This is a genomic window from Psychrobacter pocilloporae (assembly GCF_029872915.1).
Classification (GTDB): domain Bacteria; phylum Pseudomonadota; class Gammaproteobacteria; order Pseudomonadales; family Moraxellaceae; genus Psychrobacter; species Psychrobacter pacificensis.
In genome coordinates, this window is record NZ_PGFT01000001.1 from 3,036,447 (window position 1) to 3,061,984 (window position 25,538).

Genomic DNA, 25,538 nt, shown 5'->3' on the forward strand with positions numbered 1-25,538 from the left:
GAGCACTGCTATATTACTAATATCAAGCTCTGTAGAATAGAATGATTAAACGCCAAATAATATACTCAAGTTCATATACCATTATGTTCCATAAAAAACGTGCAAATAGTTTATGTATTTAATCAGCGTCTATAATAATTGCTTAATTAAACCACATAACACCGCATTTAAGTTTAAAAATTAAAATTTAGCCACAAAAAAACCAGCATAATGGCTGGTTTTTTTGTGAAGTGATTCTCAATATTTCATGACTATATGAATCAGTTCGACCTAGTTACCTTCTTTCACGAACAGGTAGCCTTTACTACGTACTGTTTTGATACGTTTTGGGTTCTCTGGATCATCACCGATTTTTGGACGGATACGCGAGATACGTACGTCAATAGAGCGATCTTGACCATCATATTCAATACCGCGCAGGCGCTCAAAGATATCTTCACGCGATAAAATGCGACCAGCATTCGATGCAAGTAACCATAATAAATCATATTCGGCGCTAGTAAAATCTACCAGCTCATCACTAAGCGTGACTGAACGACCACCGTTATCGATGACCAACTCACCAAACTCTAGACGCTGTGGCACATCTTCTGATGGTGCATTTTCTGAGCGGCGCAATAACGCACGAATACGAGCTAATAGTACGCGCGGCTGGGCGGGTTTGGCAACATAATCATCAGCACCCATCTCAAGGCCGAGTACTTGATCCATGTCTTCAGTACGGGCAGTCAACATCAGAATTGGATTTTGATAATGCGGACGCACTTCACGGCATACGGTCAGACCATCGCTACCAGGAAGCATAACATCAAGTACGACCATGTCTGGTTGCTCATTGACGATACGGCGAATAGCGCGGTTACCATCAGTTTCAATTGCTACTTCTAAACCATTTTTGACCAAGTAATCTTGAGTCAACATGGCCAGACGCTCATCATCTTCAACAATCAAGATTCGGGGGGTGTTGTCTTCTTCAGTCGTTGTCATTGTTATATCCTCTAATACATCTAAATTAAAAGCAGTAAAAGTAAGAGCGGTAAAAATTAATAGCACCATAAAGTGGCACAATCGATGTTCGTATAGCTGTTACAAACTTAGCAGCACAGTATACTATTAAACCTATCGCTTGCTATACTATAGCTGATAGTCGTTAACAAAACCTATAAACTATACCGAATAAAACTTTAGTTTACGTCCAAGAATAAAGTGATTTATCCTCTACTGGCTAATCGTTTTATTCTGATTTGCCAATCACTGCCTAAATACATATAAATTGTCAAAATGAGTGATACATTAAGCTTACATGCGCTCAATCATCACTCCCTATTTACAATGTTTCATTGTCTAATATAACGACATATTACGATTGTCGCCAGTCACTTTTGGACAAATTCTCATATTATTTTATGTGACAATGGATGAGTGGCTATATTTTAAAGAAGACATGAATGATGGATTCATCTATTTGAATTTAGTGAATTTAGCTTAAAAAAGACTGACAATAAAAAATCCATAGGCACAAAAAAACAGTCCATAAAGGACTGTCTTATTGTTGCTTGAGAATCCAAGCTAAAAATATCTAACCAAAACTCTGCTTTACGCGCGGTTTTTATACTTGCGAATAGTTTGTAATTGTCCGACTGATTCTGCAAGCGACGCTAAAGCTGCATTGGTTTGTAGTGTATCAGACTGATTGACCAGCATTTGCTCTGCTTTTTTGCGTGCTTCAACGATTTTGCTTTCGTCAAGATTGTGCGCACGCATAGCGGTATCAGCCAATACAGTTGCCATTTTTGGTTGTACTTCTAGTACACCACCTGAAACATAAATGATTTCTTCTTCGCCGTTTGCTTTTTGCACTCGCATTGCACCCGGTTTTAGCAAAGTAATCAGCGGTGTGTGACCTGGCAATACACCAATCTCGCCTTCGGTACCAGTAGCTATTAACATGCTAATTTCGCCTGAATACAACTCTTCACGAGCACTTACGACGCGACATTGTAACGTTGCCATACTTAACTCCTTACCATCAAAGCGCAATCAAAAAACAGTAAACACTGCGATGCGTTACTAAAGAGTAGATATAAAATTTATATTATACCTACTCATTAACTCATGCTCATACAACTTACGCTGCAGAAGACTTCATTTTTTCAGCTTTAGCAACAACTTCATCGATGCTACCAGCCATGTAGAATGCTTGTTCTGGCAGGTCATCATACTCACCTGAGATGATTGCTTTAAAGCTAGCAATGGTATCGCGTAGTGGTACGTATTTACCAGGTGCACCCGTAAAGACTTCAGCGACGTGGAATGGCTGAGACAAGAAGCGCTGAATCTTACGAGCGCGATAAACAACCAATTTATCTTCTTCTGATAGCTCATCCATACCCAAGATAGCAATGATGTCTTTAAGCTCTTTATAACGCTGCAATACTTCCTGAACACCACGAGCAACGTTGTAATGCTCTTCACCGATAACTTGTGGATCTAGCTGACGCGACGTCGAATCTAATGGATCAACCGCAGGATAGATACCCTGTGATGCGATATCACGGCTTAGTACGACTGTTGCATCCAAGTGAGCAAACGTTGTAGCAGGTGATGGATCGGTCAAATCATCTGCAGGTACGTAAACGGCTTGAACTGAAGTAATCGAACCTGACTGCGTTGACGTAATACGTTCTTGCAGTAAGCCCATCTCTTCAGCGAGTGTTGGCTGATAACCAACCGCTGATGGCATACGGCCAAGTAGTGCCGATACTTCTGTACCCGCTAGTGTATAGCGGTAGATGTTATCAACAAACAACAGTACGTCACGACCTTTGCCAGTAACAGGATCTTTGGTATCACGGAAGTACTCAGCCATGGTCAAACCAGACAGTGCAACGCGTAAACGGTTACCTGGTGGCTCATTCATCTGGCCATATACCATTGCTACTTTAGACTTACTAAAGTCTTCAGTGTTTACAACGCCAGCTTCCTGCATTTCGTGATAGAAATCGTTACCCTCACGAGTACGCTCACCAACACCAGCAAATACTGATAAACCTTCATGTTTTAGAGCGATGTTGTTGATCAGCTCCATCATGTTAACGGTCTTACCAACACCAGCACCACCGAACAGACCAACTTTACCACCTTTAGCAAACGGGCAAAGTAGATCAATAACTTTAATACCCGTCTCTAGTAGCTCAGTGCTGTTTGATTGCTCAGCATAACTTGGTGCTTCACGGTGGATAGACCATTTATCATCAGCAGTAACAGGACCTTCTTCATCGATAGGACGACCAAGAACATCCATGATGCGACCTAGCGTACCAGTACCTACAGGCACAGAAATCGGTGCACCAGTATTAGTAACAGGTAGGTTACGCTTTAAACCTTCGGTTGAACCCATTGCAATAGTACGTACGATACCATCACCTAGCTGTTGCTGTACTTCTAGGGTGGTTTCGGTACCATCTACTTGCAAGGCATCAAAAATTTGAGGAACTTCATTACGGTTGAACTCAACGTCAAGAACCGCGCCAATAATCTGTACAATACGACCGCTACTCATTGCGTTCTCCTTGAACTTCTATATATAGGTGTAGTCAATTATGAAACAGCAGCAGCACCGCCAACGATTTCCGAGATTTCTCGGGTAATCGCCGCTTGACGCAGCTTGTTATAAACCAACTGTAAATCGTTAATAAGGTCACCAGCATTATCTGTTGCCGCTTTCATCGCGACCATACGTGACGACTGCTCAGAGGCAATGTTTTCCATTACCGCTTGATAAACAATCGACTCGATATAGCGACCAAGCAATTCATCAATCAACGTCTTGATGTCAGGCTCGTAGATATAATCCCAGCTAAGTTCTGTCTGTAGACCACTGTCTTCATCACCAAATGACTGCTCTGGTAGAGGTACCAACTGATTAACAGTTGGCTTCTGAGTCATCGCATTGACGAATCGGTTATAGACCACATAGATACGGTCAAGTTTACCGTTACTGTAGTCCTCAAGCATGGCTTGAACCGGTGCATTTAATTGCTCAAACGTTGGTTTGTCACCATAATCGGTCACAGCCGATGTAACATTACCACCAAAGTTTTTGAAGAAGCTGACACCTTTGGCACCGATGACTGCAAACTCAGCTTGTACTGACTGATCTTGATAATCTTGGATACTTTTAGTTAAAGCTTTGAATAAGTTAATATTCAAACCACCCGCTAGGCCACGGTCAGAGGTGATGACAATATAGCCAACCTTATTGACTGGACGCGATACCATATACGGATGTTTGTAGTCTGATGAGGCATGCACCAAATGTGAAATAACCCGGCGCATACTATCAGCATACGGGCGACCCACTTCCATGCGCTCTTGAGCACGGCGCATCTTACTCGCTGCTACCATTTGCATGGCACGAGTGATTTTCTGGGTGCTTTTAATACTGGTGACTTTGGCACGTATCTCTTTTAAGCTTGCCATAATGATTCCAATATAAGAGGGTTAAAAAGCATTGGCGCATGCAACAATCATTTGATATACAACATCACTTTTATAGAATAACATTTTATATCTTGTGGCATTACGCGATCTAATACCGGTCATGGTTAAGACAGTGGCGCCAATATCTAGTCAGACAACGCGCCACTTTTCTAACGACAGTCATAACCACTTCGGCTTAACCCGTTAAATTAATAACTGTGATTTTGTTTAAAGGTCTCTAACGCTGACTTTAAACGACCTGCGATATCATCATTGTAGTTCGCAGTGTCATCAATCTCACGCATCAATTCACTTTGTTCATCATGCATATAACGCAAGTAGGCTTCCTCAAAAGAACCAATCTTCTCGACTGGTACGTCAGCTAAAAAGCCTTCGTTTGATGCATAGATAACCGCTGCTTGCTCAGAGATTGACATTGGCTGATACTGCTTTTGCTTCATCAATTCAGTCACACGCTCACCATGATCAAGCTGTTCGCGAGTGGCGTCATCAAGATCTGAGGCAAACTGAGCAAATGCTGCCAATTCACGATACTGAGCCAGTGCGGTACGAATACCACCAGAGAGCTTTTTGATGATCTTAGTCTGAGCAGAACCACCAACACGCGATACCGAGATACCAGCGTTGACTGCTGGACGGATACCTGAGGCGAATAAGCTAGACTCTAGGAAGATCTGACCATCAGTGATCGAAATGACGTTGGTTGGTACGAATGCAGATACGTCACCAGCTTGTGTTTCGATGATTGGTAGTGCGGTTAAAGAACCAGTTTTACCTTTCACTTCACCGTTAGTGAACTTTTCTACGTAATCCGCGTTTACGCGTGATGCACGCTCAAGTAAACGTGAGTGTAAATAGAATACATCACCAGGATAGGCTTCACGACCTGGCGGACGACGTAGCAATAGTGAAATCTGACGATAAGCAACGGCTTGCTTTGATAAATCATCGAATACAATCAGTGCATCTTCACCGCGGTCACGGAAGTATTCGCCCATCGTACAACCTGAGTAAGGCGCGATATACTGTAGTGCTGCAGGCTCCGACGCTGAAGCTACCACAACAGTGGTGTATTCTAGTGCGCCAGTTTGCTCAAGCTTACGTACCACGTTAGCGATGGTCGAACGTTTCTGACCGATAGCCACGTATATACACTTAATGCCTGAAGCTTTCTGTGCGATGATCGCATCGATAGCCATTGCTGTTTTACCAGTCTGACGGTCACCAATGATAAGCTCACGCTGACCACGACCGATTGGGATCATAGTATCTACGGCTTTATAACCAGTCATCACTGGCTGATCTACTGACTGACGATCGATAACACCAGGGGCGATCTTTTCAACTTTGTCAGTCATCTTGGCATCGATAGGACCTTTGCCATCAATAGGATTACCCAAAGCGTCAACAACACGGCCTAGCAGCTCAGGACCTACGGGTACTTCAAGAATGCGACCAGTACAATAGGCTTTTTGACCTTCTTGTAATTTTAGGAAGTCACCTAGTACTACTGCACCAACAGAATCACGCTCTAAGTTAAGCGCCATTCCGTAGACTTCACCTTCAAACTCAATCATTTCGCCGTACATGGCATCTTCAAGACCATGAATCTGCACGATACCGTCAGATACTTTGACAATCGTGCCTTCATTCTTTGCAGTTGCACCCGCATCAAGGTCTTGAATACGCTGCTTAATCAGGTTACTGATTTCCGCTGGATTCAATTGTTGCATTGCCTTGTTTCCTTTAATTTATGATAACCCGCCCACTGACTCAAATGCTCTTACTGTCACGCAGACATTATATGACTGCGTCGATAAATGGCATTAGGCAGTTAGCTGTGTTTTTAACTGTTGTAACTTGCCGCGCATCGAATCATCAATGATTTTGTCACCGACTTTGATTGTAGCGCCTGCCAATAAGCTTGGATCCACTGATTCATGAATGACTATGCTTGCATTTAGTGATGTAGCAAGACGCGTTTGCAGCATTTGACGCTGTTCATGGGTCAATGGGTAGGCAGAAGTCACATATGCGTCAAGCTGCTTTAAGCTTATTGCCTTGTGACGGCGATAATGCTCATAAACTTCAGGAAGCAGCGCCAGACGCTCTTGTTGCGCCAACTGCTTAACAAAATTATTGAGCTGGGGTGATACTTTAGGGTAGCTAATACTGTTACCGTAGCGAGAACCTTTGCTCTCGCCCAGTAGCTGTTTAAAAGCAGAGTCGCTATCACCGGCTACTTGTGAGCCATAAAGATCGACCAAAGCAGCTGACTTATGCTCAGCAGAAACAGCTGGATTGTCTAGCCAAGTACTGAACGACTTGTCATTGACAACAGTGCTAGCGACAAGTAAGAAATCTTCCCACTCGTTTACAGCGCCGTTTTCATTGGCATAGTCAAACGCGGCTTTAGCGTACGGTCGTGCTAAGGTTGATAAGTCAGCCATTATATCCTCACAATTACAGCTTCGCCGCCAGTTGGTCTAACATACTGGCATGTTTTTGCACATCGACTTTGTCTTGCAAAATCTTCTCTGCACCAAGTACAGCCAGTTCAGCAACTTGGGCACGTAATGATTCACGCGCTTGATTGATTTCTTGGTCGATAGACGCTTGCGCTTGTTGACGAATGCGCTCGCTTTCCGCTTGGGCTTGCGATTTTGCATCTTCGATGAGCTGATTGGCACTCTTGTTTGCTTGCTCGATTAGAGCGGCAGCCTTGGTCTTTGCAAGATCAAGTTCCTGCTGGACATTTTGCTCCGCGGTTGCCAAATCTGCTTTTGCTTTTTCTGCGGCATTCAAACCTTCAGAGATTTTGCGCTGACGCTCATTGATGGCACCGATAAGTGGTGGCCACACGAATTTCATGCAAAAAACCACAAATATTGCAAAAGCAATGGCTTGACCGACGAGGGTAAAATTGATATTCACGTGATCACCTCTTTGTTAATGAAAAACCAGTTTCATTGATCATGTTTGGTAGTCAAATCTTGACTATATTTAATAGAAAACCCTTGAGCACCAAACATGTACAACTGAGCTTTCGGATTAACCTGCTAGAGGGTTAGCGAACAACAATAGCATAGCAATACCAACACCGATCATCGGAATAGCATCCAAAAGACCTGCTACGATGAACATACGAGTTTGCAACTGTGAGCCAAGCTCTGGTTGACGAGCAACGCCTTCTAAGAATTTACCACCTAGAATAGCAAAACCAATACCTGTGCCAAGTGCGCCAAGACCGATAAGTAGTGCTACTGCGATAACTGTGTAACCACCTAATACTGGATCCATTGATGTATCCTCATTTACCTATTGAATGTCTAATTAATGTTCAGTTGATGATGCAAGCGACATATAAACTATCGTCAGCATCATGAATACGAACGCTTGAAGTGTAATAACTAAGATGTGGAAGATAGCCCACGGTACCGATAACGCCCATTGAATCCAAAACGGCATTAGAGCAATCAGTATGAAAATCAATTCCCCAGCATACATGTTACCAAACAGACGCAAACCGAGTGATACAGGTTTTGCTATTAAGGTAACTGCTTCTAGGATGAAGTTGATCGGGATCAAAATCGCTTGTACGATTGGGTTTTTGGCACTAAATGGATGCAGTGTTAACTCACCGATAAAGCCGCCCAACCCTTTTTCTTTAATGCTATAAAAGATAATCAGTGCAAAGACAGAGAACGACATGCCAAGCGTGATGTTAGGATCAGTCGTTGGAACAATCTTAAAGAAAACATGATGGGGATCATGACCCATAGCAGCGCCAACTTGGCCAGCTAAACCTGGAATAAAATCAACAGGGATCAAATCCATCAAGTTCATCAAGAAGATCCAAACAAAAATAGTCAACGCCAATGGCGCGATCAATTTTGATGTACCACTATAAGAATCACGAACGTTGTTATCAACAAACTCAACGATCATCTCAACCGCTGCTTGAGTTTTACTTGGTACGCCTGAAGTAACCTTTTTGGCAACCATCCAAAAGATGGTACAAAATAAAATACCCAGACCCACTGACCAGAGCATAGAATCAAGATGGATAGCGTTAAAGCCCATTTGCGCTGCTTCTTCAGCAGTATGAGCGACTTTCCAACCTTCGCCCGGCAGATAACCGTACGTCCAATTCGTTAAGTGGTGAGAGATATATTCTGATGATGTTTGCTCGGATGCCATAATGTAAGCTTCTTATTAATCAACGATTTAATCAACTACCAAAAATATGGTTGTCATCTGATGGGGTTTGTTATTTCTATTTGCCCTGCAATTAAGCAAACAAATAAATCATACTAAAAGCACCCATGTAACCAACAACATCCAACCCATAGTTCTATTACTAATGCTATATTTGATAACTTGACATAAATTTTAGCTATCAAAAAAGGGCTTATGATAACTCAGTAATAGCCCTTGCATGTATACGCAAAATTATTATATATGTGCTTGTCTACTGGCCGTTTTTTTACGACCGGCGCTTAGTGCAGCGCTTATAAACAAAATATTTAGCTGTCTATATTAATGCAGCGTAGTATTCGTGTAAAGTCAATTATGATTTTATTATCCAATGTATGAATAAGTTAGCTGACAATAACGGCTACTAATATAGTTAGTCGTCCATAACTAAACTGTAAAAATTTAATCATCAATGATATTAGTAGCTAAATTGACTCTACCCTATCATTGTGTCGTTGCATACTACGCCTCATATAAAGGCTCATACTTCGATTTTTATAATCAATGGTGCTGTCATGGGACAGTTTTGTACTTTGACTTTTTGAACTAGTCATAGAGAAGTTGGACGGCAGGGTGACTTGCCATTACTATGAATAAATTATCTATGTAGTGATCATTTATTAGCGCTAGCGTATATGCCACAACATCCAACTGTGACTAATTTGCATTACCATAAAACCGATAAATAGCGCAGGTGCCGATAGGGGTTGTACGGTAATAAAAATTAGTGCGAAACCAAACACAGTCAATAGCCATTTAGCCATCTGACCTCGATATAGCTGGCTAACGATATGTTGGCGCGCGCGATATCCAGTGTACCAAAAGATAAAAAAAGCAAAAACAACTTGAGTCGTAAAACTGAGCAGCGCACCAATGGCGGCGCTTTTTGCTACAGTAAGCTCACTACGTAACCAAATCGTATCTATAATCCAAGCAATAATGATAAGGATAAACAATATCCATGCTTGCCGTTTGATATAGATGCCTATTTTATCTTTTTGCGTGCGTTTGGCAGGCTTGGTCATCGATATTCCTATAGCCTTTCAGCATTGGGATAATATAGCATACTTACATCACTTTTATCCGTAAATGACTTACTCTACAGGCATTATCTTTAAACCAAAATAAAACGCCACTTATTATAAGGAGACAGCCACTATTAAGCAAGTAAAATATGACTTTTATCAGTCACCTAACGCAACCCACTAGTATTGCTATGTTACGTAGCCGTACCAGATACTTGAAAAACAGCTGTCTCACTCTTTTTAAAACTTTAGCTTATAGAACAACCCTAACGAATAGATTCCTATTCTAGGATATACATTGGTGGATTTGCTGAGCCATTTCTGTCCATCCTTCTACAAAGTCTTCGCTATCGCTCATGTCTTCGATTTGGACAGTGGTATTGATAGGCTGCAATTTGACAAGCAATCCTTTGCTAGCGGTGCTCTGATTGACTAAGCACATTTGTTTGGTTGGACGATTATCATTAAGCCAGCGCAATTGACTTGCTTTTGGGGCAAGGTGATGGTCTGGGCTTAAGCTACCTGCCAGCTTTATTTTTGTGGCATCTTCAATATATTGATAGGCATCGTGATAGGCCCAGTAAGGGCGCTGTTTTCGTGTGGATTGCTGTATCTTCGCTACAGCATTGTCCATACGCTGTGCAAATTTTTTGGCGTTGGCTTGGTAGGTACTTTTATACTCTGGATTGGCATGGCTATGAATAACAGCTAAGGCACGAGTAATGGCCTTTGCATTTTCAGGATCGAGCCAGATATGTGGATCAAACGTGCCCGCAATAGGCTTTCCTTGAATATCACGAAGAGGATGCCGAGTAAAAGCATCAAAAGCAAATAAGTCAATGGCATTAGGTGCCATCTCCAAACTGCCAGTCAGGCTGTTTTCTAATGAGGGACCAAACCAAACCACAAATTTACTGTCTTGAATGGCTTTCTTATCACTTGGACTAATACTGCTATGATGCCCCACATCGCCAGCTTGTAAAATTTGGTTAGCAGAAGGTGTGCCTTCCGTTACGGCTTGACTGAGTAAAAACATGGGATGATTGCTGACACTGACCGTTGCTGCGTGCGCGCTTAATGTAAAAGAGCCTAAGACTACCAATCCTGTAATCAGTAAGCGCTGTAACGTAATGATTGAGCGTCGTAAATAAGTAAAAGCAGAGTTCATGGTAAGCTCTTTAATCAATGAGTAACAAAGTTATGAGTCACAGTGTCGTGCCGCATCATTGGATAAAAAATGATCAATATATATAAGCGATGTGAGACAACTGATTCGATTTCACGTTTATTATGTTATACTATAACAATAGAAAACGCTATCATAAAAAACGTCATGCGATTACCATGCTATTTTGGGAGCCTGTACTATGTCTACTACCTCATCGAATTGCGAACATTTACATGATGTGCAAGATTTGACTCCGCATGACGTTATTGAACGCTTAGCAGCAGCAAAAGAGCACTGTCGTCTAAGTGGTGCACGTTTTACCCCTTTGCGCCAGCAAATATATCAGCTGGTTTTAGAGTCTGATCAACCTGTTGGTGCTTATGACTTAATCACGCAATTGCAGCAAATGCGCCTCTTTGAGATGGATGATAGTGATACGCTAAAAGCATCTGGCTTATCAAAGCAATCTGTAGAAAAACCATCAACCAAAAAGCGAGCGCCAAAAAATGTTGCGCCGCCGACGGTTTACCGCAGCTTAGAGTTTTTACTAAGTGAAGGGTTGATTCATCAATTAACGTCTATCAATGCTTATGTTCCTTGCTGCCATCCCAGAGCACAGCACACAGCTGCCTTTTTAATCTGCGATCAGTGCCAGCGAGTTCAAGAATGTAGCAGCTTACCAGTACAAGAAATGATGAGTTTCGCTGAACAAGATGTCGGTTTTACGGTTGAGCGTAGTGTTATTGAGCTGAGTGGTCGTTGCCAAGTTTGCCAGTAAGATTTATTGAGGCTCTTTGGTTGCCTGAAAAGTACGTCGCTGTCCTTGATTGTTTATTTGTATTATCCATTTACCTATTCGTTGTTATCCTATGAGCCTGTCTACCTCACCCTCTAACCAGTCGACTACTGCTATTGTGAATAGTAGTACCACGAATGAAGCTGGCAAACTGCTGAGCTTGAACGACGTCAGCTACCATATCGGCCACCAACGTTTGCTCTCACATATTGATATCGATATTGCAATCAATGAGACCGTCAGTATTATCGGACCTAATGGTGCGGGTAAGTCAACGTTGGTCAAGCTTATTTTGGGTCTGATCGAATCCACAAAAGGCAGTATCACAGCTCATCAACAGCTACAGTTTGGCTATGTACCGCAGCGATTCGCTGTGCCACCCATATTGCCGCTGCGCGTCTGCGATTTGTTGGGACAAGCAGATAAGAGACGCCTTACCGCTGAGCAGCGACAGTTTATCTTTGATAATTTATCACTAACGCATTTATTGTCACGACAAATGCTGCAATTATCAGGTGGTGAGACGCAGCGAGTGCTACTGGCAAGGGCGCTATTAGATAAGCCCAATTTACTTATTCTAGATGAACCGATGCAGGGTCTCGATCCTGATACCGAGGTTTGGTTATATCAATTTATCGATGAGTTGCCGGAGTTTTTGCGCTGTGCGATGCTGGTAGTATCACATGATCTGCACTGGGTAATGAAAGGCAGTCGCCGTGTCATTTGTCTCAACAAGCACATTTGCTGTGAAGGACAACCAAGCGAGCTTGCTATGAGCTCTGAGTTTCAAAAGCTATTTGGTCATCATTATGAGCAGCCATATGTGCATCAGCCACATGCTTGCGAGCATCATGCACCAAGCGAGCTATAACGATAATGACCAAAAACAATGATGAACTAAATCGAAAATAGCTAACATCAAATTCGTTAAAGCCAGCGTTACCAGACCGATAGACAGCACTAACTTTTCTTATAAAAATTTTACGGACACTTCTTATGACCGCTTGGTTAGCCATTATTGCACCTGCTTGGATCGCTGGCAGTATTTTAGCCCTACTATCAGCGCCTTTAGGATGCTTAGTCTTGTGGCGACGCATGGCATTCTTTGCCGATGCTTTAGCACATGGTACCTTGCTTGGAGTCGCACTTGCTGCTTGGTGGCAGTTGCCCATGGGTATAGGTGTGGCATTGGTTAGTGCAGCGGTGGTGCTGTGTCTGGTACTGATGGATGATGACCGTCTGCCAGCTGATGCCGTGCTTGCGGTGGTAGCCGTCACGCTGTTGTGTTTGGGGCTATTGACTTTAACGCAGCTGACCAATCAACAAGCCAATGTCTTGGGGTTTTTATTTGGCAATTTACTTGAACTGGACTGGGCGGATTTGCCACTACTCGCTGGTAGTGTACTGGCTGGGTTGGGGCTACTATTGTATATTTGGCCCGCTCAAATAAAACTTGCAACTCATGAAGCATTAGCTCGCATTCAAGGCATTAACCCGACCCGCCAGCGACTATTTTTTATGGGTGTTCTTGCAGGGTTCTGTGCGATTGCGCTACAAGCTGTTGGAAGCTTATTGATCAGTGGTTTATTGGTATTACCTGCACTAACGGCACGCTTATGGTCTTCATCACCAAAACAAATGGTGATCACAGCGTTTATCATTGCGCAGCTCGGCGTGACGCTTGGCGTGTGGGGAAGTATCTGGCTAGATATCCAGACTGGACTCTCTATCGTATTGATATTAGCGATATTGTTTTTTATCGCGCTAATGATTTCGAAGCTAGCCAAAATAAAATTTCGGTCAGCGCGCTAGCGTGCTGATATATAGGCTATAGCAGCATTATACATCTGCTTTAGTCAACTTTATTTCATTGATATCACTAGAGCTTTCATTGGCTTTATGTTATAAACTTGCTTTGCCATTATTTGTACCGATTCACTATATGACTCGTCATTAATTAGTGTTAATAATAGATTAGGGCGTGTTGAACATTCACAAATAGGCACTGCTGATCGCTAAAATTGTTCCAGACAAGGCACAAAGCGACGATAATGCAGATGCCTTAGCGAGATTTGTAACGCAGTATGGGGCAATTTTAGCATCAGTCCCAACGATAAAAGCAGGGGACAGGACTCTTTTTTGCCGCTTCATCGTTAAAAATAAGCGCTTAGAATGACTAAACTTATTATTTTTAACATCGAATCGCCTAAAAAATAGTCGCTGTCAGTGCCATGGTCGAATGTTCAACACGCCCTAATATAATTTTGAAAATAGTAGATCATTTATCCATATTCGTTCTCACAATGACCATTGTTTTGATTCGATAAGGGACCGACCCAATGCCGAACTATCCCGTCAATAAAATCAGCACGTCCGATGAACAGATAAATATTTTACAAATCACTGATTTGCATCTATCTACGCCTGTCGCTGCTGATACTGACAGTAGTCATGTCAATGAAGTGGGTGATTGTCAGCGTAATTTTGAAGCTGTACTGCAGCAAGCACTGAGTGAAGATATTCGCTGTGATTTGATTATCGTGACTGGCGATCTGGTCAGTAAAGTAAAGCCCGCCACCTATGACCATATTTTTGCCGTACTACAGGCAACTCAAATTCCTTTTGTATGTATCGCTGGCAATCACGATGTGACTGATGAGAATGGTGAAGACTTGCCGTTTTTTCAGCGGACACTCATTGCCCAGCCTGCTGACTCACGCTTACTCAGTCGGCACATCATTGAGAGTGATCACTGGCAGCTACTGTTATTAGACTCGTCTATCACAGGGAAAGTGGCAGGTGAGATAACCACTACAGATATTGATTGGTTATGCAAACGGCTTGAGGCATGTGATAAGCCTGCGCTTATCGCCCTACACCATCACCTCATCCCAGTAGATTCTGACTGGATTGACACCCATATGGCGCAAAACGCTGAAACTTTTTGGGAGTATATGGCGCCTTTTGAGCATTTACAGGTAATCATTAGCGGTCATACTCACCAAGAGCAGATTCGTCATCGTCAAGGTGTGACTGTTTATAGCACACCATCTACCTGCTATCAATTTAAACCTTATTCGCATGATTTTGCTTACGATGAAGCTTGCTTGCCTGGTTACCGCTGGTTGCAATTAGCCAACAATGGAAAGGTTGCAAGCTGGATTGAAAGACTGGATACTTAATGCCCATATTTATTGGTGCATAAAATAGCTATAGCGCTTACACGTCAAGGATTTAGCACCTATTAACTGAAGTGGCACTAGAGAGTAGATTAAGCAAAAATGAGATCAGGATAAAAAATAACTTCATTATTATTAAAAACAATGATACAACTTGTAAAATGAAGCGAAATGACCTGATATCTCACATTAGTCAGCAATATAGTAGCTAAAATCGTTTTTCACAGTCAGTCATTTACCACATGATTGCAGCCATGCTATTGAACGAAAATTTTGCATCGCAGTATACCTAAGCAATGGTGTGTCGATACCGATAGACCAGCATAACGATATTATTTGATCAGCTGTGTTACTTGTGTTACCAAGTGGTAAAACGTTTGATAAAAGGACAAATTATAGCGTTTGTAAAACTGATAACGTCTTGTCTTTTGATACGTCGTTTTATTGAATTAATTTGAAAAAGTAGGATACCTATATGAGCACCGTGACCACAAATCCAAGTGAAGTCAAGTTTACTCCTTATGTGCCAGCCCCAGACGAAGAGTATATGTCTGATGCACAGTTAGAGCATTTTAAGGCGATTTTGTTGGAATGGAAAAACCAACTGATTGGCGAAGCGGATCGTACCAAAAGCTACATCCAAGACGAATCAAGCGCCATGCCTGATATCAATGATCGTGCCACTCAAGAAGAAGAGTTTGCCCTTGCTTTACGCACACGTGACCGTGAACGCAAACTTATCCGCAAAATCGACAAATCCATATTGGAAATCGAAAATGATGACTATGGATTTTGTGAAACTTGTGGCGTAGAAATCGGTTTGCGCCGTCTAGAAGCACGTCCAACCGCAACCCAATGTATCGACTGCAAGACCTTGTCTGAGATTAAAGAACGCCAAAACCAAGGCGCTTAAATCAGATAGAACTAAGATGACTGTAAAACAAAGCGACCCTATGAGTGGTCGCTTTTTGCATTTTAGACGACCGTTTAGATGACTGCCTCTTCACGCAAACGCTCCCCCTACTCTGTGTTGAGTAGAGGGAGCGTTGGTGAAATGTTGCCTTTGCTCACGAAACAATCTCATTTAATAAATATCTTTTGGACCTGATTTTTATTATTCTATCTGTATTATTTTTATCGATAGCCATTTATTGTGAAAACTATTCCTACTGATACGCCATCTCACACCAAATCATCCCAGCCTATTGGCCGCTTTGCCCCTTCACCAACGGGTGAGTTGCACCTTGGTTCTTTGACCACGGCACTTGCAAGCTTTTGCCATATCAAATCGCTCGGTGGACAGTGGCTGCTGCGTATCGAAGATACCGACACCGAGCGCTGTGATAGACAGTTTACTGAACAGATTTTGATGGACTTAGAGGTGCTTGGGTTGCACTGGGACGGTGATGTCATTTATCAGTCTGAACGTATTGATATTTATAACGAATACTTGTCTTCATCGTTACGCCCATTGACCTACGGCTGCCAGTGCTCACGCAAATACCTAGAGCAATATTGGGCGCAAGAGGAAATTAATAGACATCACAATAATGCTAACTTAACACAACCATGCAATCAAACGCAGCCAAACAGACAGCGTTACCCACGACGCTGTGTTGCATCTGGCCTTGATAGGCAACAGCATAAATTACGTATACAGCTGCCAGACTATAAAATTGGCTTTCACGATGGTATCCAAGGACTGCAATGGGACAATCCGCAGCAGACACTAGGAGATATGGTGGCTCGTCGTCAAGACGGTATGATCAATTATATACTGGCAGCCAGCATTGATGACGGCCTACAACAGGTAACTCATATCATGCGTGGTTTGGACATTTTACCCATGACCACAGCACAGATCAGTATCATGCAGGCGGCACAACTGCCAACCATCGACCATTGGTATCATTTACCATTAATCAATAATGCTGACGGTCAAAAGCTCTCTAAGCAAAATCTTGCGCAGCCAATTGATACCTCAGACCCAAGCCGTCTCATTACTCATGGATTAGAGCTACTCCAGCAACCAAAGGTCGATATCGACACACCAGCCAATATGCTCAAGCAAGCAATTGCTCAATGGGACAATACGCCGCTACGAGGGAAGCAGCAGTTGAATTCGCCTTATTGAAGATAACTAAAAAGCAACTCACAAAAAAAATAGATAGCAAAAAGCGCCACTGTTTGCGGCGCTTTTTTAGTGCTTGATCATAGAATGTATAGACTAATTTAAACTTTTTAGTAGTAGCGGCATTGGCTCTTTTCAATCTCAGGACTTTCTTTATATATTTTTAATAATAAAGCCACCATCATCAAGCTAATCAACATTGAAGAACCGCCATAACTAAAGAATGGCATGGTGAGACCTTTGGTAGGAATGGCACCCATGTTCATCGCCGCATTAATAATCGTCTGCGCAATAAACACCACACCGATACCGAACGCGGTATAGCTCATGCGCATTTGGCGACGTTTTAGCGCGTTGTAACTGATACGCATCGCACTACCGATAATCAATGCTTCAAGTATCAATACCATACTGACACCAACAAAACCCAATTCTTCACCCGTAATCGCCAATAAAAAGTCAGTATGCGCCTCAGGCAAATGCGACAGTTTTTGCACGCTTTCGCCATAACCAACCCCGGTAAACTGTCCACGGCCAAAAGCAATCAGACTACGTGCCAGCTGATAATCGGTATCCTGCACATCATCAAACGGATCCATGAACGACATCACACGTACCAATCGATACTCTGCCGTGGTCACCATCAACACTGCGCCACCAACGGCTGCCGCACCCAATGCTAAGAAATGCTTATAAGGTGCTCCAGCGATATAAAAAATCGCAAATAGCGTCCCCAAAATAACGACAAAAGAACCAAAATCTGGCTGCGACAATAGCAGTATCGTTATCAGTACCACCACTAGCATAATGCGTAAAAAGCCGTCTAGGCCATTACGAACCTCAAAAGAGCGGCGCACCACAAAATCAGAGACAAACACAATCATGACAAGCTTAGCCAACTCGGCTACCTGAAAGTTAAAGCCTCCCAGCGTGAGCCAGCGCTTAGAGCCGTTAATGGGTGTACTAAACAGCGTTGCCACCAGCAAAATACCAGTAATACCCAACAAAAGAAACTGCGTTTCAGTCTTATATAGCGTCCGTAACGACACACCATAATAAGGGATAATGGCGACGATTAACCCAATCGTCATGTAAAGTAGCTGATTATTGAAAAAATACAGCTCCGTCATACCGCGACTGAGCGCAAAAGGAATAGAAGCAGAAGCCACCATCAGCAGACTAAGTACCATCATGCAACCTACGCTCGATAGTAAAATTGCGCGCGCTGATGGCATAGAAAGCACACCATCTGAGCCAGAGGCTTGCTTGGTTTTGGGCGAAGAACGAAAAAAAGAAGAGAGCGCCATAATTTTATATACACTAACAAACGAAAAAACACGACGTCTATGAAACGCCACCGTTTAAAAAATCATAAAGTAAATCTTACTAGATAGACGATGATAAAAACCCTCAATCATCAAAAAATGCTTGAGCAATCATTTATCTAGCAACCAGAGTCATTACGATCGACAGTAGCAGCAATTTATAAGCAAAACAATCATTTATACGAGAAATGCTGCTTTGGTTAATAAGTAACTCACATGCTACTACACTATCTAAGCTAATCTGTTCGAGCCCATAGCCATTTAAAACTTTTAACTGATAATCGTGCTATCTGATTGTGCCGTGTCTAACTGAGCAACCAATCGACTGAAATGCTCACCGCGAGCCGCATAACCACTGTATTGATCAAAACTGGCACAGGCAGGTGACAACAATACCGCTTGCACTTGCGATAGGCTGCTGGCAGTGACTTGCTGAATAGTGACAAAGGCGTTTTCTAATGTTTGGCATTGATGCAATGCCACATCGTCGCTTAATTTCGTTGCGCGTAAATGCTGCTCAATCTGCTTGCCATCCTCACCAATAAACAGCACTTGGCTGACATACTGATTGATAAAGGGCGTCAACTCGCCAAACTGCTGACCTTTACCTTGCCCGCCCAAAATCAATAATAGCTTACCATCTTTTGGTGCATAGACCGCGCCTAGCCCTTCGATAGCAGCCATGGTCGAGCCAATATTGGTGCCTTTAGAATCATCAAAATAGTCGATATTAGCAAAGCTCCCTATATACTGGCAGCGATGCTCAAGACCTGTGAATTGCTGTAACGTTTCGAGCATACTCTCAAGGGGCAAACCTGCAAGCTCACCGAGCGCTAAAGCTGCTTGCGCGTTTAGCAGATTATGACGTCCTTTCATCAACAGTTTGTCTGCGGACAGTAACCTTTCTGTACCACGCGCAATAAATGTTTGACCTTCCCCATCTGTTATCAGGCCGTACTGTCCTTTGTCAGGCGCATGGATGCCAGTACTGATCCTTGGCAGATTGTCTGCAACCAATGGACGGGTGAGTGCATCCTCACGGTTGATGACGACGGACTTAGCGCCTTGGAAAATACGATGTTTGGCCTGATGGTAGCCCAGCATATCACCATGGCGATCGAGATGATCTGGTGACATATTGAGGACAGTGGCAACCTTTGCCCCCAAATTTGTGACGGTTTCTAGTTGAAAGCTAGATAGTTCTAGCACCGCCAGCTCCATGTTCGTATTATCCAGCAAAGTGAGTGCTGGTATCCCTATGTTGCCGCCTACACCCACATTGATACCAGCGTCTGCTGCCATTTGCCCAACTAAGGTGGTCACGGTGCTTTTGGCATTGGAGCCTGTGATCGCCACGATCGGCACCGTACAAGCCTCACAAAAAAGCTGAATGTCGCTGACGACGGGAATATTTGCGTGACGAGCTGCTGCAATGGCAGGTGTGTCAAGCGAGATACCAGGACTGATAATAATGCGGGCAGCTTGCTGCAATAATTCTGCGTCAATGGTACCAAACTGACGAACCTCAATCTCATCTGGCAATTGTGCTGCCAGTGTAGGCGCGACCTGTGCATCTGTTACCGCCACTTGATAGCCTTGTTTGGCAAGATAATGCGCGACCGATAACCCAGACTGTCCCAAACCAACCACGACCTGTAGACCATTACCCTTGTGGATCAAGGTTTCTGTTGCGTTATGAGCGGTCATATCTATTCCTTCTATTGAACGAGCGAGATGTCATCAAGCACACTGATGCGGATAGCGACTCCAAATGACACCGTCGAGATGACAAGCATCATAACGGTATCGTTCAGATTTCGGTACTGATTTTTTATGTGTTTGTGCTATTATTCGCCTATTTTTATATTCAGTGGCTAATGCTATAATAGCTAACTTAATTGATGCGTGACACTGCTATATGATAAAGCAGTTCACCCAAGCATTTTAGTTTATCATGTTGTCACATTAATCGCGCTATTGTCACGTCTCTTTAGCAATGATTCATGTGTTACAACGAGATGTCAGACCCGCATTCTTTTCTGGCAGATTATTGATTACCCTCTACTGCAGCAAGTGATTGCTGATTCTATGTCTTACGATAGGTCTTTTTTATAGCCTATTTTAAGCAATCTGGTTCAAACCATATTTTAGGTAGTTTTATTGCTCTTATCATCTTTTTGAATATTGATGAGCGTATTTGTGATACCAAAAAAATCAGTAGACATACTTATGATTGACCTTTCACATTCCAACACGGCAACATGACCTGTGCATGTTGACGTAAAAGAAAAATGAATAGCTATTTTTAGTGACACGATCATTTTATAAATGAGTAATGATTACTTTTTTTGCCTCTAACCCTATGTAGTTTACTTATGATATCTTTTGTTGATAACTTGCGTGACGAGTGGTTCTCCAACGTTCGCGGTGACGTTTTATCGGGCTTGGTTGTCGCCTTGGCGCTTATTCCAGAAGCCATTGCTTTCTCTATTATCGCAGGTGTGGATCCAAAAGTCGGCCTATATGCCTCATTCTGTATCGCTGTGGTGATCAGTTTTGTCGGTGGTCGTCCAGGTATGATTTCGGCAGCAACGGGTGCTATGGCCTTAGTCATGGTTGATTTGGTTGCCGATCATGGTTTGCGGTATTTACTGGCTGCGACCTTATTGTGCGGCGTCATTCAGGTCGTCATGGGCATCCTAAAGCTTGGTAATTTGATGCGCTTTGTCTCGCGCTCAGTCGTCATTGGCTTTGTCAACGCACTGGCAATATTGATATTCGCCGCCCAGTTACCAGAATTAAATCCCATGACTGAGCGTGTCGGTATGACGGTATATATCATGACAGCTGTGGGTTTGGCAATTATTTATCTGTTTCCACTTATCCCTAAAATAGGCCGTGTGATTCCCTCTCCATTGATTTGTATCGTTGGTTTGACAGCGGTCGCCATGTATATGAATCTTGATATTCGTAACGTCGGTAACATGGGTGATTTGCCAGATTCGTTGCCTGTGTTTTTATTGCCTGATATTCCATTGAACCTAAATACATTGTTGATTATTGCTCCTTATTCTATTGCGCTTGCCATTGTGGGTTTATTAGAGTCTATGATGACTGCGACGATTGTCGATGAGCTGACCGATACGCCAAGTGATAAGAACAAAGAATGCCGTGGTCAAGGCATAGCTAACGTGGTGTCAGGTTTCTTCGGTGGTATGGCAGGCTGTGCGATGATTGGTCAGTCAATGATTAATGTAAAATCCGGTGGACGCACGCGCCTTTCTACCTTGATCGCAGGTGTAGTACTGCTTATCATGGTGGTGTTTTTGAGTGAATGGGTCAGCCAAATCCCAATGGCAGCCCTCGTTGCTGTCATGATTATGGTATCGATTGGCACGTTTAACTGGCAATCTATTCGCGAATTCAAAACCCATCCGATGTCATTCAATATAGTGATGCTAGCGACGGTATTGACCACTGTCTTTACGCACAACTTAGCTTATGGCGTTGGTGTTGGCGTGTTGCTATCTGCCTTAGCATTTGCCAATAAGATTGGTCAGTTCTTAACCATATTCAGTGAGTACGATGATAGTAGCAATACCCGTTATTATTATGTTCAAGGACAGGTATTCTTTGCCTCTACGACACAGTTTTTGAATAGCTTTGATACCAAAGAAGCGGTAGACAGCATTCAAATTGACGTCAGCAATGCACATTTTTGGGACATCAGTGCTGTTGATACCTTGGACAAGCTGGTCATGCGCTTGCAACGTGAAGGTATTAATGTCAAAGTGGTAGGACTCAACAATGCGAGTCGAACACTGATTGACCGCTTCTCTATTCACGATCGCCGAGATATTGGCTTATTAGATTAAGCAAATCTACGTCTAACTTGTCATTGATGTATGGCAAGGTTGTATGGCAAGGTTTTGTGAATCGATGGATAAATAGACAGCTGCGTTGGTCAAAAGAGTTGGGTATGTACGTGATGCCTTAGCCCTACGCTGAGTGGCTGATTTTGATGATTAGAATGATGTGGCCGTTTTATGAGTAACTTAAAACCAGATAGTGTCATTGCTTGCTTGGACTGTCCTGATCATGTTCAAGCTGTATTAGAGGCCAGCATGTGGGCTTCTATTCGCTTGCGCGCGCCTGTAGGACTGCTACATTCAGTCCCAAGCTTACAGCAAAAAGCTGCAATCAATTATTCTGGTTGTCTCAATATCGATGATGAAAATGCCTTGCTTGAGCAGTTCACAACCAAAGAGCATTTGGGCAACTGTGAACTAAAAGCACAGGGCAGACTATTACTGTCTCAAGCTACCACGTATTGCGAGCAAAAGCCTCATAAGCTTAAAACTTATACCTTGCATCGTCATGAAAACCTGAACCAGAGTATCGATTACGTCGATGACAAAGCACAATTGATCGTTATCGGTCATCATGTCACGTGCAAATCGACATTAGGACAACTGATTAGAGTCAGCCACTGCCCCATTTTGGTGACACATGCACCATTTTTGCCCCCTACTACCGCTTTGTTTGCTTTTGACAACAGTCCAACATGCCATAAGTTACTTAATTGGTTGTGTAAGACCCCGCTCGTGCGTGCCTTGACCATTCATATTGTCATGATCGGTAAAGAAACCTCTGATAACTGTGACGCCCTACGTGAAGCATACGCGAAGCTCAAGCAAGCAGGTATCAAATCTAAAAAAATATTATTAGACTGCCGTGATGTTGCGGCGGCTTTAAATTACTACCAAAACCAAAACGATATCGGCCTACTCATAACAGGCGCGTTTGGCCAATCGCGTTTACGTGAGTTGCTACAAGGCAGCGATACTAAGAAGTTATTAGGCAGCACCAAAACACCATACCTCCTTTTTCCTAAGGCTTAAGCATCGTTTTATCTACACACATAGCCTATCTATATAAGCGCAGAGCACCAATGACTCTTTTGGTCTCTGCCGCTTACCGCGACCTCTCCTCTATTTAGCTTTAATCAGCTGTCATCAAACGTTCATTTTATTACTAAACTCAAGTTAGCAAATCGTCACATGAAATAGAGGGATAGCCTCCCCAAGCACCTACAAAGTTGGTTATAATAAAGTTTTCATTAACCAAACGCTAAAGGTTGATTCGCTTTTACTATGTTTATAATGATGGCTCTCATCATTACATCGTCACCCATATACTCTGTTGCAACCGCGGTTATTTTTGAATAAATAAACCCAATTCTACCTCCCCCTTGAGTAGGTTGGCACAGTTCTTGAATAACTTATCGTAAGCAAAGCAGAGATACGACGATGCACCATAATGCCTCTATCAATCTGCGGCATCACACAAATAAGGAATTTTTTATGAAGCTAATCACTGCGATCTTAAAACCGTTTAAGCTCGACGATGTGCGTGAAGCGCTTTCTGACATCGGTGTTAAAGGTGTTACCGTCACTGAAGTCAAAGGTTTCGGTCGTCAAAAAGGTCACACAGAGCTCTATCGCGGCGCAGAATACGTGGTGGACTTTTTACCTAAGGTAAAAGTCGAAGTCGCTGTGATCGACGAGATGGTCGAACCTGCTATTGAAGCAATCACTCGTATCGCTAGCACTGGCAAGATTGGTGACGGCAAAATCTTCGTCACTGCGCTTGAGCAAGTCATTCGTATCCGTACGGGCGAAACCGGACCTGATGCTATCTAGATTTGAGGCCATATCTATAAACATCGATTTATAGAGAAAGGCTCTTACTGCATTTTTATCTATCGGTCATACCGATATCTATATTGTAAATTCAAGGGGAATTTAAATGGAAAGTCAAATCTTTGAGCTCCAGTATGCGCTCGATACGTTTTACTTTTTGATCTGTGGGGCATTGGTCATGTGGATGGCAGCTGGCTTCACTATGCTAGAGGCCGGATTGGTCCGATCAAAAAATACGGTCGAAATCTTAACTAAGAATGTCGCGCTATTTGCGACCGCCTGTACTATGTACATGATATGCGGCTACGCTATTATGTATGGTGGCGATCTGTTCTTGAGCGGAATTGCAGGCGGCGACACCTTGGTAGAAGACGCGTTAGCAGCCTCTGCCGAAAATGGCTTTAGTGGTGACTCTGTCTACTCTGCAGCCTCAGATTTTTTCTTCCAAGTAGTCTTTGTAGCGACTTGTATGTCAATCGTTTCAGGTGCTGTTGCTGAGCGTATGAAGCTATGGGCTTTCTTATTATTTGCTGTTGTCATGACTGGTGTTATCTATCCATTAGAAGGCAGTTGGACTTGGGGCGGCAACGATGTCTTTGGGTTATTTAACCTAGGTGACATGGGTTTCTCTGACTTTGCAGGCTCTGGTATCGTCCATATGGCGGGCGCTGCTGCTGCTCTAGCAGGTGTATTACTCCTAGGACCCCGTAAAGGTAAATACGGTCCTAAAGGTGAGATACGTGCGATTCCTGGCGCCAATCTTCCACTTGCGGCGCTTGGTACATTGATCCTATGGATGGGTTGGTTCGGTTTCAACGGTGGTTCAGTACTCAAGCTTGGCGATATCGCCAGTGCCAACTCTGTTGCCATGGTATTCTTGAACACCAATGCTGCTGCTGCTGGCGGTGCTGTGGGTGCTCTGATAATCGCTCGTATCATCTTTGGTAAAGCGGATCTAACCATGCTCCTAAACGGTGCATTAGCCGGCCTAGTCGCCATTACTGCAGAGCCATCAACCCCTTCTGCGCTACAAGCCACTCTTTTCGGTGTTGCCGCTGGTGTCATCGTCGTATTATCAATCTTAGCGTTAGATAAAATCAAAATTGATGATCCAGTGGGTGCAATCTCAGTTCATGGCGTGGTTGGTCTGTTTGGTCTACTAATCGTACCAATTACCAACCCAGCATCTACCTTCATCGGTCAGATTGCAGGCGCTGCGACCATCTTTGTTTGGGTATTTGTTGCAAGCTTCATCGTTTGGGTCATCATCAAAGCTGTCATCGGTATCCGTATCTCTGAAGAGGATGAATATGAAGGTGCTGATATTGCAGAGTGTGGTATGGAAGCTTATCCAGAATTTATCAGATAAGACCTCTTAATAGTCTAAACCCTATCGTTCGATACGCTGATACTACTTACCGTAGTGTCAGCGTTTATTATTTTATTGAGTAA

Annotated in this window: 23 protein-coding genes; 10 read left to right on the plus strand and 13 right to left on the minus strand. The window is 43.1% G+C overall.

The features are described from left to right. Nucleotides 1-270: 270 nt before the first annotated feature. The 11 genes from CUR83_RS12965 to CUR83_RS13015 form a co-directional block, all read right to left on the minus strand. Nucleotides 271-987, minus strand: a complete 717-nt coding sequence (locus CUR83_RS12965; RefSeq protein WP_071002805.1) for a response regulator — start codon at nt 985-987, stop codon at nt 271-273. A 609-nt stretch (nt 988-1,596) separates the two neighbouring features. Next, nucleotides 1,597-2,013: a F0F1 ATP synthase subunit epsilon gene (locus CUR83_RS12970; protein ID WP_093070152.1), complete on the minus strand. Its 417-nt coding sequence runs from the start codon at nt 2,011-2,013 to the stop codon at nt 1,597-1,599. 115 nt (nt 2,014-2,128) lie between these two features. Next, a complete protein-coding gene (atpD, locus tag CUR83_RS12975; RefSeq protein WP_071002803.1) occupies nt 2,129-3,562 on the minus strand; it encodes a F0F1 ATP synthase subunit beta in 1,434 nt (477 codons plus the stop codon). 38 nt (nt 3,563-3,600) lie between these two features. Continuing rightward, nucleotides 3,601-4,482, minus strand: a complete 882-nt coding sequence (gene atpG / locus CUR83_RS12980; RefSeq protein WP_058023506.1) for a F0F1 ATP synthase subunit gamma — start codon at nt 4,480-4,482, stop codon at nt 3,601-3,603. A 209-nt stretch (nt 4,483-4,691) separates the two neighbouring features. Continuing rightward, nucleotides 4,692-6,236: a F0F1 ATP synthase subunit alpha gene (gene atpA, locus CUR83_RS12985; RefSeq protein ID WP_071002801.1), complete on the minus strand. Its 1,545-nt coding sequence runs from the start codon at nt 6,234-6,236 to the stop codon at nt 4,692-4,694. A 93-nt stretch (nt 6,237-6,329) separates the two neighbouring features. After that, nucleotides 6,330-6,953, minus strand: a complete 624-nt coding sequence (locus CUR83_RS12990; protein WP_093070149.1) for a F0F1 ATP synthase subunit delta — start codon at nt 6,951-6,953, stop codon at nt 6,330-6,332. A 13-nt stretch (nt 6,954-6,966) separates the two neighbouring features. Then, entirely contained in the window at nt 6,967-7,437 is a 471-nt protein-coding gene (locus CUR83_RS12995) for a F0F1 ATP synthase subunit B (protein WP_071002799.1), read from the minus strand. Nucleotides 7,438-7,554: 117 nt separating this feature from the next. Continuing rightward, complete coding sequence (gene atpE / locus CUR83_RS13000) at nt 7,555-7,803, minus strand: F0F1 ATP synthase subunit C (RefSeq protein ID WP_010197960.1); 249 nt, start codon at nt 7,801-7,803, stop codon at nt 7,555-7,557. A 33-nt stretch (nt 7,804-7,836) separates the two neighbouring features. Beyond that, nucleotides 7,837-8,703 (minus strand): F0F1 ATP synthase subunit A, encoded by an 867-nt coding sequence (atpB, locus tag CUR83_RS13005; RefSeq protein ID WP_058023502.1) that lies wholly within the window; start codon nt 8,701-8,703, stop codon nt 7,837-7,839. Between the two features lie 683 nt (nt 8,704-9,386). Then, nucleotides 9,387-9,785: an ATP synthase subunit I gene (locus tag CUR83_RS13010; protein ID WP_071002798.1), complete on the minus strand. Its 399-nt coding sequence runs from the start codon at nt 9,783-9,785 to the stop codon at nt 9,387-9,389. Between the two features lie 286 nt (nt 9,786-10,071). After that, nucleotides 10,072-10,953: a metal ABC transporter solute-binding protein, Zn/Mn family gene (locus CUR83_RS13015; protein ID WP_284719788.1), complete on the minus strand. Its 882-nt coding sequence runs from the start codon at nt 10,951-10,953 to the stop codon at nt 10,072-10,074. A 199-nt stretch (nt 10,954-11,152) separates the two neighbouring features. On the opposite strand from CUR83_RS13015, the gene CUR83_RS13020 reads away from it, so the two are divergent. The 6 genes from CUR83_RS13020 (at nt 11,153) to gluQRS (ending at nt 17,062) form a co-directional block, all read left to right on the plus strand. Further along, nucleotides 11,153-11,731 carry a Fur family transcriptional regulator gene (locus tag CUR83_RS13020; RefSeq protein WP_058023499.1) on the plus strand — a complete coding sequence of 193 codons (579 nt, stop codon included), beginning with the start codon at nt 11,153-11,155 and terminating at the stop codon, nt 11,729-11,731. A gap of 91 nt (nt 11,732-11,822) precedes the next feature. Beyond that, nucleotides 11,823-12,620, plus strand: a complete 798-nt coding sequence (locus CUR83_RS13025; RefSeq protein WP_083328917.1) for a metal ABC transporter ATP-binding protein — start codon at nt 11,823-11,825, stop codon at nt 12,618-12,620. Between the two features lie 125 nt (nt 12,621-12,745). Beyond that, nucleotides 12,746-13,561 (plus strand): metal ABC transporter permease, encoded by an 816-nt coding sequence (locus tag CUR83_RS13030; RefSeq protein WP_071002796.1) that lies wholly within the window; start codon nt 12,746-12,748, stop codon nt 13,559-13,561. A 527-nt stretch (nt 13,562-14,088) separates the two neighbouring features. Next, complete coding sequence (locus CUR83_RS13035) at nt 14,089-14,931, plus strand: metallophosphoesterase (protein ID WP_071002795.1); 843 nt, start codon at nt 14,089-14,091, stop codon at nt 14,929-14,931. Between the two features lie 472 nt (nt 14,932-15,403). After that, nucleotides 15,404-15,841, plus strand: a complete 438-nt coding sequence (gene dksA, locus CUR83_RS13040) for an RNA polymerase-binding protein DksA (RefSeq protein ID WP_071002794.1) — start codon at nt 15,404-15,406, stop codon at nt 15,839-15,841. 240 nt (nt 15,842-16,081) lie between these two features. Next, a complete protein-coding gene (gene gluQRS, locus CUR83_RS13045) occupies nt 16,082-17,062 on the plus strand; it encodes a tRNA glutamyl-Q(34) synthetase GluQRS (protein WP_379542900.1) in 981 nt (326 codons plus the stop codon). Nucleotides 17,063-17,169: 107 nt separating this feature from the next. On the opposite strand, the gene ftsW is transcribed toward gluQRS, so the two are convergent. Next, nucleotides 17,170-18,366, minus strand: a complete 1,197-nt coding sequence (ftsW, locus tag CUR83_RS13050) for a putative lipid II flippase FtsW (RefSeq protein WP_186474963.1) — start codon at nt 18,364-18,366, stop codon at nt 17,170-17,172. A gap of 288 nt (nt 18,367-18,654) precedes the next feature. After that, a complete protein-coding gene (gene murD, locus CUR83_RS13055) occupies nt 18,655-20,091 on the minus strand; it encodes a UDP-N-acetylmuramoyl-L-alanine--D-glutamate ligase (protein ID WP_093070146.1) in 1,437 nt (478 codons plus the stop codon). 668 nt (nt 20,092-20,759) lie between these two features. Between murD and CUR83_RS13060 the strand changes: the two genes are divergently transcribed. The 4 genes from CUR83_RS13060 (at nt 20,760) to CUR83_RS13075 (ending at nt 25,455) form a co-directional block, all read left to right on the plus strand. Continuing rightward, entirely contained in the window at nt 20,760-22,259 is a 1,500-nt protein-coding gene (locus CUR83_RS13060) for a SulP family inorganic anion transporter (RefSeq protein WP_093070144.1), read from the plus strand. A 171-nt stretch (nt 22,260-22,430) separates the two neighbouring features. Continuing rightward, nucleotides 22,431-23,285 carry a universal stress protein gene (locus CUR83_RS13065; RefSeq protein WP_093070142.1) on the plus strand — a complete coding sequence of 285 codons (855 nt, stop codon included), beginning with the start codon at nt 22,431-22,433 and terminating at the stop codon, nt 23,283-23,285. Between the two features lie 462 nt (nt 23,286-23,747). Then, a complete protein-coding gene (locus CUR83_RS13070; protein WP_010197981.1) occupies nt 23,748-24,086 on the plus strand; it encodes a P-II family nitrogen regulator in 339 nt (112 codons plus the stop codon). Nucleotides 24,087-24,192: 106 nt separating this feature from the next. Further along, on the plus strand, nt 24,193-25,455 hold the full coding sequence (locus CUR83_RS13075; protein ID WP_093070140.1) for an ammonium transporter: 1,263 nt from the start codon (nt 24,193-24,195) through the stop codon (nt 25,453-25,455). Nucleotides 25,456-25,538 lie beyond the last annotated feature (83 nt).